Annotated in this window: 11 protein-coding genes; 8 read left to right on the top strand and 3 right to left on the bottom strand. The window is 29.2% G+C overall.

The features are described 5' to 3' along the window. The first annotated feature begins 100 nt into the window (after positions 1 to 100). The 7 genes from SSABA_RS04650 (at position 101) to SSABA_RS04620 (ending at position 6,347) form a co-directional block, all read left to right on the top strand. Entirely contained in the window at positions 101 to 412 is a 312-nt protein-coding gene (locus SSABA_RS04650; RefSeq protein WP_025251430.1) for a PTS lactose/cellobiose transporter subunit IIA, read from the top strand. 83 nt (positions 413 to 495) lie between these two features. Then, positions 496 to 1,599: a MupG family TIM beta-alpha barrel fold protein gene (locus SSABA_RS04645; protein ID WP_025251429.1), complete on the top strand. Its 1,104-nt coding sequence runs from the start codon at positions 496 to 498 to the stop codon at positions 1,597 to 1,599. Positions 1,600 to 1,709: 110 nt separating this feature from the next. Next, positions 1,710 to 2,021 (top strand): PTS sugar transporter subunit IIB, encoded by a 312-nt coding sequence (locus SSABA_RS05040; protein WP_025251428.1) that lies wholly within the window; start codon positions 1,710 to 1,712, stop codon positions 2,019 to 2,021. 18 nt (positions 2,022 to 2,039) lie between these two features. After that, positions 2,040 to 4,091, top strand: a complete 2,052-nt coding sequence (locus tag SSABA_RS05035; protein WP_025251427.1) for a PTS sugar transporter subunit IIC — start codon at positions 2,040 to 2,042, stop codon at positions 4,089 to 4,091. Then, positions 4,091 to 4,399 carry a putative phage holin gene (locus SSABA_RS04630; protein WP_025251426.1) on the top strand — a complete coding sequence of 103 codons (309 nt, stop codon included), beginning with the start codon at positions 4,091 to 4,093 and terminating at the stop codon, positions 4,397 to 4,399. The genes SSABA_RS05035 and SSABA_RS04630 overlap by 1 nt, the downstream gene beginning before the upstream one ends. Positions 4,400 to 4,407: 8 nt before the next feature. Beyond that, on the top strand, positions 4,408 to 5,514 hold the full coding sequence (locus SSABA_RS04625) for a MupG family TIM beta-alpha barrel fold protein (RefSeq protein WP_025251425.1): 1,107 nt from the start codon (positions 4,408 to 4,410) through the stop codon (positions 5,512 to 5,514). 14 nt (positions 5,515 to 5,528) lie between these two features. Beyond that, positions 5,529 to 6,347 carry a hypothetical protein gene (locus SSABA_RS04620; protein ID WP_025251424.1) on the top strand — a complete coding sequence of 273 codons (819 nt, stop codon included), beginning with the start codon at positions 5,529 to 5,531 and terminating at the stop codon, positions 6,345 to 6,347. Positions 6,348 to 6,540: 193 nt separating this feature from the next. Here SSABA_RS04620 and SSABA_RS04615 read toward each other — a convergent pair whose 3' ends face one another. From SSABA_RS04615 to SSABA_RS04605, 3 genes are all read right to left on the bottom strand, one after another. Further along, positions 6,541 to 8,319: a hypothetical protein gene (locus SSABA_RS04615; protein WP_025251423.1), complete on the bottom strand. Its 1,779-nt coding sequence runs from the start codon at positions 8,317 to 8,319 to the stop codon at positions 6,541 to 6,543. An 882-nt stretch (positions 8,320 to 9,201) separates the two neighbouring features. After that, on the bottom strand, positions 9,202 to 10,980 hold the full coding sequence (locus SSABA_RS04610; protein WP_025251422.1) for a hypothetical protein: 1,779 nt from the start codon (positions 10,978 to 10,980) through the stop codon (positions 9,202 to 9,204). A 791-nt stretch (positions 10,981 to 11,771) separates the two neighbouring features. Beyond that, entirely contained in the window at positions 11,772 to 13,553 is a 1,782-nt protein-coding gene (locus tag SSABA_RS04605; protein WP_025251421.1) for a hypothetical protein, read from the bottom strand. Positions 13,554 to 13,703: 150 nt separating this feature from the next. Here SSABA_RS04605 and SSABA_RS04600 point away from each other — a divergent pair, with 150 nt between their 5' ends. Next, positions 13,704 to 14,486, top strand: coding sequence for a MurR/RpiR family transcriptional regulator (locus tag SSABA_RS04600; protein ID WP_025251420.1), 783 nt, complete (start codon positions 13,704 to 13,706; stop codon positions 14,484 to 14,486). Positions 14,487 to 14,578: the final 92 nt, after the last annotated feature.

Here is a 14,578-nt window from a genome sequence, read left to right as displayed (position 1 = left end):
AACCAAGCTCTAATTTCATTTTTCGCAACTAGATACAATATTGATAGATTCTAATTATTCAATTTTAAATGTAATAAAATTACATCGGAGGAACTATTAAATGAATAAAGAAAAACTAGAAGAAATTTCTATGGGGTTAATTTCTAACTCTGGAATGGCTAAATCAAGTGCAATGATGGCGATTCAAGCAGCAAAAGAAAAAAAATGAAGCGAAGCAGATCAACTTATTAAAGAGGCTCAAGAAAGCTTGGCCACTGCTGGTCAAATCCATATGGAAGTAATTGCTGAAGAAGCAAAGGGAAATCCAATAAACTTTTCTCCATTATATATGCATTCAGAAGACCAAATGATAACAGCACAATTAGCTGTTGAAATGGCAGTTGAAATCATATATTTACACAAAAATAAATAAAACTTGATCAACCACACCAATATCAATAGCCAGTATTTTAGAACTTTTAAACGTTTTAAATTTTTTTAAAAAGGGGGTCAATTATGACAAGAGAACTTGGAGTTGCAATATACCCAGATAAAATGAGTAGCGCAGAGATAAAAAGTTATTTAAATTTAGCATGAGCTAATAACTTTACAAGAGCCTATTTAACCTTTTTACCAATCAACTTATTAGAACAAAATCAAGAAACCTTACTACCATTATGCTTAAAGGCAATAGCTATCGCCAAAGCGATTGGTTTTAATGTGACAATTGATATTAACGAACGCGTTTTAAAGCTATTGGGGCTGGATTTAAAAGATCTAAGCTGATTTCAAAATCACGGTGTTGATATTGTTCGTTTTGACTTGCCAATTGATTCTAAAACTACCGCTGATTTATCTTACAATCAAGCCAATATCAAAATTGAACTGCAAATGAGCAATGACAACTTTGCTTTACAGGATATATTGTCATATGATCCCAACAAAAACAATTTAGTTGGATGTCATAACTTTTATCCTCAAAATCACACAGGCTTAAGTTTAGAATACTTTTACAAAACCAGCGAACCTTTCTTGAAAAACAATATCAAAACCACTGCCTATCTATCATCTAACAATCCAAAAGCATTTTGTTCTTGACCTCATCAAAGCGGCACCCCAACACTTGAGGTTTGTCGTGAAATGAACATTGTAAGTCAAGCAAAATATATGTGAACTACTAAAATTGTCGATGATTTGATTATTGCCAATTGTCCAGCAACAAAAGTTGAAATTGAGAGTCTGGGAAAATTAAATCGCGATATTTTAGAACTAGATGTTGATTTAGAAACAGATATAAACTCTTTAGAAAAAGAGATAGTCTTAAATCGTCTTCATCAAAATCGCGGAGATGTAAACGAACACTTTATTCGCTCCACAGCGACCCGAGTGGAATTTAAAAATCAAAGTAACCCTGCCAGAATTTATGAAAAAAAATATTTTGAACCAGGGGATATCTTAATTGGTAATGATTTAGCCGGTCTTTACAAATTCGAGCTACAAATTGTTAATCAAAAGATTTTAAACACCAAAGAAAAAAATTATCTAGGCTATGTTAAAGAAGAAGATCTTGAAATTTTAAACATCTTAAAAAGCTGACAAAGATTTTTTTTCAGAACTTAGTTTTTGTTTTTGAAACTACTTTCTGAAACTCTTGAAATCATTGCTAAATAAAAAATTTCAAAGATAATTTAAATAATAGAATTAATTCTATTAAGAAAGGAAAAAAAGTTATGAAAAAAGGCTTATTGACCTGTTCGGGAGGTTTTTCAACCACTATGATGGCTCAAGCTCTCGATAACATTACGATTCCTGATGGCATTAAATGAGATGCCTTGGGTATTTCAGCGGGAGGTTTTTCAAATGATACCTTTGCTGATTATGAAATTGTTTTGGTATCACCACAAATTCGTTTTCGTTTTAACGAAATCAAAAAAATCTGTGATAGTAAAAATATAAAGTGTATGCAAATTGATCCAAAACTCTATGTTGCCACACAAGCTAAACAATTATATGAAGAAATAAAATTAGAACTTGCAAAATAATCTAGAAAGAAGACTTATATGAATATCGAAAAAAACGATAAAGAACAAGAGCTCTTCGGTTTAGAAACTCAGATAAAAGATAAGAAAAAAGAATTATCTCAATCATGAGTTAATAATAATGTAATGCCAGGACTAACAAAATTTGCAAACCAACGTCATATGTTGGCTTTGCGAAATGCCGTGGTTGCTAACATTCCATTAATTATAATCGGAGCTTTGTTCCTTATTATCTTAAACTTTCCAATTGGAAGTGGGAGCACAGACTTATTAAGTTCACTGTTGCCCCCCAAACTTGTAACAACTTTTCAACAAATTAACCGAATGACAATGGGATTAATGTCATTTGTAACAGCATTTGCTATTGGATCTGAACTTGCCAAATCTTATAAAATGGATCCAACCACAGGAGGGGTTTTAACTTTTACAGCCTTTGCAATGTGAGTTGGAGCTGATATGCTCTATGTTGGTTTAAACGACGCTGGTGGATTAGCTGGTGGGGTTTGAGCGATGAATATGGCCAACATTGGTTCAAAAGGACTATTTGTTGCCATCATCTCAGGTATTGCAATGTACGAATTTTACAGATTATGTAAGAAGTATAACATTACAATTAGAATGCCAAGTGTTGTTCCTAAATCAGTTTCTAACTCATTTATTATTTTAATTCCCATCTTAATCTGAGCTACAGTTGTAGGATTAACTCGTTTTTGATTAGGATTTGACTTTATAAATGACTTAGGGAAAATTTTAAATCCAATTCAAGGAGCACTAACTGGAACTCTACCTGGGGTAATGCTAACTGGATTACTAATTACTGTATTTTGAATGCTTGGGATTTCAGGGGCCAGCGTTGTGGGGTCATTTTTAAGACCATTTTGAACAACAGCAATTACTGAAAATAACGATGCTTTTAATGCCGGACTTGATATTCCTTACCTATACCCTGAAGAATTTTTACAATGAGGGGTTTGAGTTGGAGGAAGTGGGGCGACTTTAGGACTACTAATTTCAGCGCTGCTTCTTGCAAAATCAAAACAAATAAAATCAATTAGTAAAGTAAGTATCGTCCCAGGAATTTTTAACATTAATGAACCAGTAATTTTTGGTTTCCCAATTATGTTAAATGCTTTCTTGTTTATTCCCTTTATATTAACTCCTCAAATTTGTATTTTGGTTGGAGCTTTATTAATGCAAGTATTAAACGTTCGCTTTGTTGCCACTGCACCTTGGACTTTACCAGGTCCAATTGGGGCCATTCTATCAGCTGGGGTTGACTGAAAAGCCGTCTTTATTCCATTGGCAACAATTGGAATTTCCACAGTTTGTTATGCTCCATTCATGATGGCATACGATAAAAGTTTATTAAAACAAGAATTGTTCTTAGAAGGAAAAGTTTACAATAAAGACGAACACTATTCTTTCTTGGGATTCTTAAGATTAAAAATGAAATGACCAAACAAATATGTTTCAGCTGAAAAAATTAAAATTGATGAAACAAAATTAGTTTTTGCAAATAAACGTGCTGCCCTAAAAGCTGAGTACCTAAGCAAAATGTTACCAACCACAACTTCTGAAAAACTAAAAAATAAAGAAAACAAACTGATAAATAAAGAAATTTTGATTGATGAAAAAATTGCTTTAAGAAATTTAGAATTAGAAGAATGTAAAGCATTGGCTGGCTATCGTAAGAATGAAGAAATTTGAGCAGCTGTTAAAGATCAACAATATCAAAAAGATATTATGAAACTACAGGCTCAAAAAAATAAATTTATTATGGCTGAGTCAGAATTAATAAATAAAAATAATTTAAAATCTCATAAATATAAATTTAAAAAAGATTATGCAATTTTAAAAGATGAATTTAAAATTGCTAAAACCAATTTGAAAAAAGCTTGATTGGAAAATCAAAAAGCTTTCACATTAAAATTTAAAAAACTAGAAAAAAAATCACCAGAATTTTTAGATTTAAAATTAGAATTCACAAAACAAAAATTAGAGTATTGAACTAATCGTACAGATTTAACAAATGACTTTAATAATAAAAAATTAGAAGCAAGTGAGATGAAATAATGCTTGAAGGAATTCAATTTACAATTGCTTTGGCAATCGGAATGGTAGTATTTATAACAAGTTATTTTTTAGCAAACAAATTTATTACAAGAAGTAAAATCGGGATAATATTATTTGGTACTATTGGGATGATCACAGTTTTCTTAATAGCGGTAGCTTTGTTTATGCTATGAGAAGATAATGTTTACACCAAAACTATCACTGCCGTGTTGTTTGCAATGTATATTGGAGTATTCTTAAACCTGGTTTCTAATAGATCTCAAAGAAAACGTCATGGTAGTTCAAAGACTCCAATAACAATAGACTAGAGGTTAAAATGTTTGAAAGAAGATTAGGAATTGCCGTCTATCCTGAAAAAATGGAAATGCAAGCAATGAAAGAATATATTGACAAAGCCGTTAAAAACAATTTTTCAATATTATGAAGTGCTTTATTACAGTTGGATTTAAATGATAACAACTCCAAAACTATTTTAAAAAAATATCAAGAAGTTTTCGCTTATGCTCGTAGTAAAAGTATGAAAGTAACAATCGATGTTAACACCAGAATACTAAAAGAAATAGATTTTAAAAATGATTTAGATTTCTTTGTGGATTTGGGTGTTGATGTAATTCGTTTTGATTCTCCAATCGAGGCTATTAATTTATCAAAATTAACATTTAATGACCATAATATTTCAATAGAATTAAACATGGATAACAACGATTTTTTGGTTAACGATGTTTTATCTTATAAACCAATTTATCACCGTGTTCGGGGGAGTCATAACTTTTATCCTCAAAAAAATTGCGGACTAACAGATGACTATTATTTTGAAACCTCAAAAAAATTTAGAGCTTTGGGTTTGCGAACAACAGCTTTCGTCTCAAGTTTAAATAATCAAAAAGTTTCTAATTGAGAAATTGATGATAATTGTTGTACTCTAGAATCTTTGCGAGGTAAAGATATCACAACTCAGGTTACAGCTCTTTGAGCGAGCGAAATGACAGATGATATTATTATTTCAAATGCCTACGCTACCAATCAAGAGCTTGAGGAATTGGGCAAATTGGACCGTTATATTCCAGAAATAAAAATCAATTTAGAAAAATCTGCTACAAAAATTGACAAACAAATTCTAGAGCACGAAATTCATTTTCGACGCGGTGATGTTAACCCAATGTTTATTAGATCAACGCAAAGTCGAGTAAAATTTAAAGCAGAAAATTTCCCGGTTATAAAAGCAACCCAAGATTTTAAAAAGGGCGATATTGTGATTGGCAATAATGATTTTGGTTTATATAAAGGTGAATTGCAACTAATTATTAATGAAGTTGAAAAAGATTCTCGTAAAAATTTAATTGCAAAGGTCTTGTCTGACCAACTGTTCTTATTGGATTACATTAAACCGTGAACAAGATTTAAATTCCAGATAATAAAATAGATTGGAAAACTTAAATGACAGATTGTAAAAATATTTACGTTGATGGTGGGGCCACAAGCACTAAGATTTATTTATGCGATGAAAACAAAAAAATTTTAGATAAGTTAGTTGGTCCAAGACTAAACTTGGTTGCCTTTGAAACTGAATCATTAAGAAATTTAAATGAGATTAAAAAATTAATTTTTGATTTTCGTGCTTTTCCAATTAAGTTTGGAATCCCGGGAATTAGAATGTATGATAAAGAAAAGATCAAAAGCTTTTTCGTTCAAGATTTTTTAGATATTGAATTTTTGACAGATATTGAGTTGCAAGCTGAACTCCTTGTAAGCGAAAAAGAATTCAACTTCATGAGTTTGGGTACTGGAAGTGTCAATCTAGAAAAAACTTTAAAATCTTCAAGAATTATTGGGGGATGAGGACATCTATTTGGAGATTATGGTTCTGCATTTGATTTTGGTAAAACTTGAATTCGTCACGGAATAAATGATTTTGAAAATAAAAAGCCAGACAGCAATTTTATAAAATCGACATGTGAATATTTTAAAATAAAAGATTTTGAAGAAATCAAAAAAATGTACCTCGACCAGGATAATTTTAAGCAAAAAATTTCAGAATTTACTGTAAATATTTTAACGATTATTCCAAACATGATTTTAGAAAAGAAAATAGTTTCAGAAGAGATAATAAAAAAATTAGTGACAGATCTTAAAAATTCTAATTTTAACACTAATTTAACTCTTTATGTTTCTGGGGGACTGCTGAGTTCTAAAGAATACCGTAGTGTATTTCTAGAACAATTTTATAAATTTACAAATAATCTTATTGTTCTATAAAAATATTTATTTTGTACTAATTTAAAATAAAATTTATTAGTTTCACGAAAAATATTTTTAGGCAAAACCCATCATCATCTATTTTCTAAAACAAGTAATAATTTTTAAATTGATAAATAAAAAAACGATAATTGAATTGTAAAATCAATTATCGTTTTATTTTTTCATATTAAATAACCGATTTAATAAAAGATTATTTTAAAATAAATTGTCATTTTGTGGGCCCTTCGCCTTTAATGCCCTCGCAATCAGCATAACCGAAATACGATTTAGCTGAAAAAACATCACCTTTTGTTGCTAAAGATGAGTTTTTATTTTTTCAATAAAAACTCAAACTATTAACATAAAGATTTTTTGTTTCGTCATAAAACCTAATGTATCCCTGTTCGTCAACTTCAAAATTTATTCCATAAAGATAATATCCGCTTACGTATTCTTCGATTTTGCTTTCTGGATTATTTGTTTTGAAGTTATCTATCTCACTAAAAATTAATTCATCAAAATAAGTTCTTATATCATATTTTTTATTAAATTTAAGACTTTCCATTGGTAAGTTCGGAGGTAAATTTAACCTTCATACAAAATCTTCATCGTTACTATCCAAATTATAAAAAAATTTATTAAACTCCATTGTTGTTTTAACAAAATCTTTGTAAAGTTCTTTTGTAGTATTGAAACTGGTTTTTTGTCTACAAAATACATAATTGTTGGGCATTTTAAATGATATAATCTCATTTAATGGGTTTTGGTAATTCACATAGAGATCCCCGACATCCATCCCTATAACACCAATAACTCTTTTATCATTTTCATTTTCGGGATCAATTTTAAATTTAGTTCCGATTGCTTCCACTTTATTTATAAAAGTTGTTTTCGATCTCAAGTCATAAACAAGTCCATAAACACTTACTGCATTAGAAGACACGCCATCATCCTTAAATCCATCAGGCTCATAAATTTTTATGTAAGAAGAATTGTTTTTAGTCATTAATTCAGATAGTTCATCAGAAGAAATTTTATCTCTTATAAAATAGTCTTTTAAGTTTCCAACCCTATAATCACTGTTTTTGTCTCAATCTATCTGAGATCAACCTGACGAACCAGTTCCGCTAGCTCCCTGAATTTTTGAGGATATATTAATTTTGGAATTATCAATTGTCAAACTTTTATTTTCTAATTTAATTTCTGAGGTTATTTGCTCAAAAACTTCACTAAAATTCGAATCTTTTTCAGATCCTTTTTCAACTTTAATAAAGTCTGCTGAATCACTAATGTATTCAAATTTGTTTGCAACTTCTTCGGTAATCAATTGTTTGCGAACTTGTTCTGCGATGTTATTTAGTTCATCTGCAAAATCTGGTATACCAATAAAGTTAATCTCATAATTACTTCCAAAATGCTCAAAGTCTTTATTTCCGTTTTTATCTTTAAATGAGATTGGCAAGTCTATTGCAAAAGATAATCTTAATAAATCTTTGTCCAACATTTTTAAATTTATTTCTTCAATTGAGTAAAAACTCTGTATAGGGCTTTCACCATCATAGAGGACTTGTCTATAGTTGATATTACTATTTATCAAAGTCTGAACCTCATTCTGAATTTTTACCCAGTTAATCCAATTTTTAATTTCGTCAGTTATTGAGTTAAATTCCTGGCTTCCAACTTTAATGTCAATGCCTTCCTTTTCGTTTTCTAGATTGGCATCTTTTATAATTTTTTCCAAGTTTTTAAAAGTTAAAAAATCTAGTCCTAAATCTGGTTCACGCTCTTCATCAATAAAATAGTAATTGGCCAAATCGCTATTAATATTGGAAAAAACAATTTCTCTAACTGCGCTTATTAGCTCATTCAATATTAAATCATAGTCATAATCATCGACTACTCTATCTTTATTGCGTCCACAAGCAACCGCACTTAATGGGGCTGACACAACCATCGTAGTAACCGCTAAAATTGATAGTAATTTTTTCATAAATTTTATCCTCTCTGATATTAATTATATTTTAAACTAATAACTAAAAAAAAACAAAAAAATCTAAATATAACAATAAATTAAAAAAATAGAGATGAATAGCAATGAAAAGTCAGAGCATTTTTTTATAACCAATAATCGTGCAAAATCTGATTTATATACATGTGCAAAAATATTGAGGTTTAGCAAGCTCTAGAAATTAATGACATTTTAAAAAAAGGTTGTATTCCAAAAGTCTCAATTAATGATTAAATTTAAAAAAATTTATGACAGCTTAACGGTCGATGTGAAGACAATAAGCTAAATACTAGTTGCTCGTTGTACCAAAATTTTTCAAGATTTAACAAATGTAAACGACGATGAAAAAAGTTTTAACTACTTTAAAATAAGCTAAGATGGATTGTGGTTTAACATGATTATGTTAAAAAATGTTGTAAGCTTTAAAAAAGCAAAAGAAATGTTTCATAACAACAATAATAGTTTAAAAAAAATTATTCAGAAAAGGGATTATAAGGGTCTTTATGAATCCCTAACAAAGTAACAGAAAATAATTGTTTGCTCAACCGAAATTGTTGTGTCTTTTGTATTGCAATAGGGGAATAATATTATTTGGTTATATTGGAAAGATCTATTTATGGTTCTGGGGAACTGCTAAATTCTGAAGAATATCGGAGTGTATTTTTAGAATAATTATCTAAATTTACAAATAATCTTATTGCACTATAAAGATATTAATTTTGAACTAAAGTTAAAAAAAATTATTAGTCTTTTAATAAAGACTTTTAAACCCATCATCCGAAATTCCATAAAAAAACGATAATTGGTTTTATAAATCAATTATCGTTTTATTTTTTTATACTAAATAACCAATTTAACTAAAGATTATTTTAAAATGAATTGTCATTTTGTGGGCCCCTTACCACCAACACCTTTACAATTGGCATAGCCAAAATACGATTTAGCTGACCAATTACTACCCTTTGTTGTTGAAGGTGAATTTGTATTTCTTCAATAAAAAGTCAAAGAATTAAGATCATAATTTTTTTCGCCATCGTAAAACCTAATGTATCCCTGCTCGTCAACTTCAAAACTTGTTCCAAAAAGATAATATCCGTTTAAGTATTCTTCAATTTTGCTTTCTGGATTATTTTTTTTAAAGATATCCATCTCACTAAAAATTAATTCATCAAAATAAGTTCTGATATCATATTTTTTATTAAATGTAAGACTTTCCAATGGTAAGTTTGGAGGCAGGTTTAGCCTTCATGTGAAATCTTCATCATTGCTATCTAAATTATAAAAAAATTTATTAAACTCCATTGTTACCTTAACAAAATCTTTAAAAAGTTCTTTTGTAGTATCGAAACTAGTTTTTTGTCTACAAAATACATAATTGTTGGGCATTTTAAATGATATGGTTTCATTTAATGAGTTTTGGTAATTCAGATAGAAATCCCCAACATCCATCCCTATAACACTAATGACTCTTTTATCATTTTCATTTTCAGGATCAATTTCAAATTTAGTTCCGGTCTCGGCTACTTTATTTTTAAAAGTTGTTGAATTCAAGTTATAAAGAACTCCATAAACGCTAACTGCATCAGAAGACACACCGTCATCCTTAAATCCTTCTGGTTTATAAAATTTTATGTAAGAAGAACCATTTTCAGCCATTATTTCAGATAGTTCATCAGAAGAGATTTTATCTCTTATAAAATAGTCTTTCAAGTCTTGAAGTCTAGAATCATTGTTTGATTCGCTTCAACTTATCTGCTCTCAAGTATAGTCGTGAGTTCCACTAGCTCCCTGAATTTTTGAAGATATATTAATTTTGGAATTATCAATTGTCAAATTTTTATTTTCTAATTTAATTTCTGAGGTTATTTGATCAAAAACTTCACTAAAATTCGAATCTTTTTCAGATCCTTTTTGAACTTTAATATCGTCTGCTGAATCGCTAATATATTCAAATTTGTTTGCAACTTCTTCGGTAATTAATTGTTTGCGCACTTGTTCTGCGATGCTATTTAGTTCATCTGCTAAATCTGGCATACCAATAAAGTTAATCTCATAATTACTTCCAAAATGTTCAAAGCCTTTATTTCCATTTTTATCTTTAAATGAGATTGGCAAGTCTATTGCAAAAGATAATCTTAACAAATCTTCATCTAACATTTTTAAATTTATTTCCTCAATTGAATAGAAATTCTGTATCGGGCTTTCACCATCATATAAAACTTGTCTGTAATTGATACTACTATTTATAAAGTTCTGAACCTCATTCTGAATTTTTACCCAATTAATTCAGTTTGTAATTTCCTCTGTTATTGAGTTAAATTCCTCACTTCCAGCTTTAATGTTAATGCCTTCCTTTTCATTTTCTAGACTGGCATCTTTTATAATTTTTTCCAAGTTTTTAAAAGTCAAAAAATCCAGTCCTAAATCTGGCTCACGCTCTTCATCAATAAAATAGTAATTGGCCAAATCTCTATTAATATTGGAAAAAACAATTTCTCTAACTGAGCTTATTAGCTCGTTTAATATTAAATCATAGTCATAATCATCAACCACTCTATCTTTATTGCGTCCACAAGCAACCGCACTTAACGGGGCTGACACGACCATTGTAGTAACCGCTAAAATTGATAACAGCTTTTTCATAAAATGTATCCTCCTTGACATTAATTATATTTTAAACTAATACCCAAAAAAAACAAAAAAAATCCAAATATAATTATTACACTTTTTAGTTGTATTATATTTAAAAATGATTATAATTATAATAAATTTAAAAAAGGGGGATGACAACTTAACTGTCGATGTGAAGGTAATAAATAAGCAACTTGTTGCTTGAGTACAAAATTTTTCAGGATTTAACAAAGGTAAGCGACGATGAAAAAAGTTTTAGCTACTTTAAAATAAGCAAAGATGGATTGTGGGTTAGCATGATTATGATAAAAAAGATGTTAGCTTTTAAAAAGCAAAATAAATATATCAGAACAATAATAATAGTTTAAGAAACATTATTTAGAAAAGGGATTATATGGGTTCTTATGAATCCCTGACAAAGGAACAGAAAATAATTGTTTGCTCAACCAAACTTGTTGCGTCTTTTGTATTGCAATTGGGGAATAATATTATTTGGTCACATTGGAAAGATCTATTTATGTTTATGGGGAACTGCTAAATTCTGAAGAATATCGAAGTATATTTTAAAATAATTATCTAAATTTACAAACAATCTTATTGTTCTATAAAGATATTTATTTTGTACTTAAGTTAAAGAAAATTTATTAGTCTTACAACAAAGACTTTCAAGATAACCTCATCAGCTTATATTTCTTGAAACAAGTAATATTTTTTTAATTGATAAATAAAAAAACGATAATTGATTTGTGAAATCAATTATCGTTTTATTTTTTTTGATATTAAATAACCAATTTAATAAAAGATTATTTTAAAATAAATTGTCATTTTGTGGGTCCTTTACCATCAACACCTTTACAATCGGCATAACCAAAATAAGATTTAGCTGACATATTAATACCATTTGTTGTAAAATTTGAGTCTGCATTTCGTCAATAGAAAGTCAAAGAGTTAAGATCAAAATTATTTTCGCCACTGTAAAACCTAATGTATCCCTGCTCGTCAACTTCAAAACTTGTTCCAAGAAGATAATATCCGTTTAAGTATTCTTCAATTTTACTTTCTGGATTATTTGCTTTAAAGTTATCCATCTCACTAAAAATTAATTCATCAAAATAAGTTCTTATATCATATTTTTTATTAAATTTAAGACTTTCCAATGGTAAGTTTGGAGGCAGGTTTAGCCTTCATGTGAAATCTTCATCATTGCTATCTAGATTATAAAAAAATTTATTAAACTCCATTGTTACCTTAACAAAATCTTTAAAAAGTTCCTTTGTATTATTGAAACTGGTTTTTTGTCTACAAAACACATAATTGTTCGGCATTTTAAATGATATAGTTTCATTTAATGGGTTTTGGTAATTCACATAGAAACCCCCAACATCCATCCCTATAACACCAATAACTCTTTTATCATTTTCATTTTCGGGATCAATTTCAAATTTAGTTCCGGTCTCGGCTACTTTATTTTTAAAAGTCGTCGATCCCAAGTTATAAAGAACTCCATAAACGCTAACTGCATCAGAAGACACACCATCATCCTTAAATCCCTCTGGTTCAAAAATTGCTATGTAAGAAGAATTGTTCTTAGCCATTAATTCAGATAGCTCATCAGAAGAGATTTTATCTCTTATAAAATAGTCTTTCACGTCTTTAACTCTAGGATCTTTTTTTTCATCATCTTCTCATTTTACCTTTGTCACATTATAGGTTTGAGTTCCACTGGCACTCAGAATTTTTGAAGATAGATTAATTTTGGAATTATCAATTGTCAGACTCTCGTTTTCTAGTTTAATTTCTGAGGTTATTTGGTCAAAAACTTCGCTAAAATTTGAATTTTTTTCAGATCCTTTTTGAACTTTAATATCGTCTGCTGAATCGCTAATATATTCAAATTTGTTTGCTATTTCTTCGGTAATTAATTGTTTACGCACTTGTTCTGCGATGCTATTTAGTTCATCTGCTAAATCTGGCATACCAATAAAGTTAATCTCATAATTACTTCCAAAATGTTCAAAGCCTTTATTTCCATTTTTATCTTTAAATGAGATTGGCAAGTCTATTGCAAAAGATAATCTTAACAAATCTTCATCTAACATTTTTAAATTTATTTCCTCAATTGAATAGAAATTCTGTATCGGGCTTTCACCATCATATAACACTTGTCTGTAATTGATACTACTATTTATAAAGTTCTGAACTTCATTCTGAATTTTTCCCCAGTTAATTCAGTTTGTAATTTCATCTGTAATTGAGTTAAATTCCTCACTTCCAGCTTTAATGTTAATGCCTTCCTTTTCGTTTTCTAGATTGGCATCCCTTATAATTTTTTCCAAGTTCTTAAAAGTTAAAAAATCCAGTCCTAAACTTGGCTCATCCTCTTCATCAATAAAATAGTAATTGGCCAAATCTCTATTAATATTGGAAAAAACAATTTCTCTAACTGAGCTTATTAGCTCGTTTAATATTAAATCATAGTCATAATCATCAACTACTCTATCTTTATTGCGCCCACAAGCAACCGCACTTAACGGGGCTGACACGACCATTGTAGTAACCGCTAAAATTGATAACAGCTTTTTCATAAAATGTATCCTCCTTGACATTAATTATATTTTAAACTAATACCCAAAAAAAACAAAAAAAATCCAAATATAATTATTACACTTTTTAGTTGTATTATATTTAAAAATGATTATAATTATAATAAATTTAAAAAAGGGGGATGAATAACAATGAAAAAGTCAGCATATTCTTTTTTAACTAATAATCGTGCAAAATCTGATTTATTAGAATACATCTGCAAAAAGATTGAGGCAAAGCAGCCGCTAGAAATTAATGACATTTCAAAAAATTGTTATATGTCAAAAGCCTCAATCACGCGTTATTTCCAAGATCATGGTTTTGAGGGTTTTAGAGAATTTCGAGTTTTGCTTCAAAATGAAAGCAAAACCATATTTGAGCACAAACCAGACGAGGACTTTGAAACAGAGTTTATTTTCAATGTCGTTCGCCAAACCCTAAGTCTAAATCCAATTGATAAATTTTGTGAAATTTATCAATTACTTCAAAAGTCCAATAAAATTATTATTTCTTCGGTAGGGGGCAACAATTCTGTGGCCATGGAATTGAAAACCCGTTTAGACCGCCTTGGTTTTAGTGCAGAATTTAACCCCGACTATCATGGCACTTATGTCAGCGTAAGTAATGCTAACCCTAATGATTTGCTTTTTGTCTTTTCTTATTCAGGATCAACATCTGAAATCATTAAACACGCAAATATTGCAAAAAAGCGAGGTTGCAAAGTCATCGCCTTTACTCGCGATGATGAATCACCATTGCTTGATTTAAGTGATGTTATTTTAAAATTGGATGATTCAGAAAGTACCTTGAGACTCGTGGGAATCAAGTCTAAGATGTCGATGTTCTATTTGGTTATGAAACTATACACTTTTATTTATAATTCAGACACAGAAAAATTTAGTAAAATTTTATTCAACAATATTTATGCAAAATAAATTTCAAGTTATGGAACTGGTTCCATAACTTATTTTTTTATTGTAATAATTTCTGATGATAATATCATTAACTTATAGAGAGAAGGATTTAT

The organism is Spiroplasma sabaudiense Ar-1343 (genome assembly GCF_000565215.1).
In the GTDB taxonomy this organism is placed as follows: domain Bacteria; phylum Bacillota_I; class Bacilli_A; order Mycoplasmatales; family Mycoplasmataceae; genus Spiroplasma_B; species Spiroplasma_B sabaudiense.
Note: the sequence above shows the minus strand (reverse complement) of the source record. Positions and strands in the feature narration are given on the sequence as shown.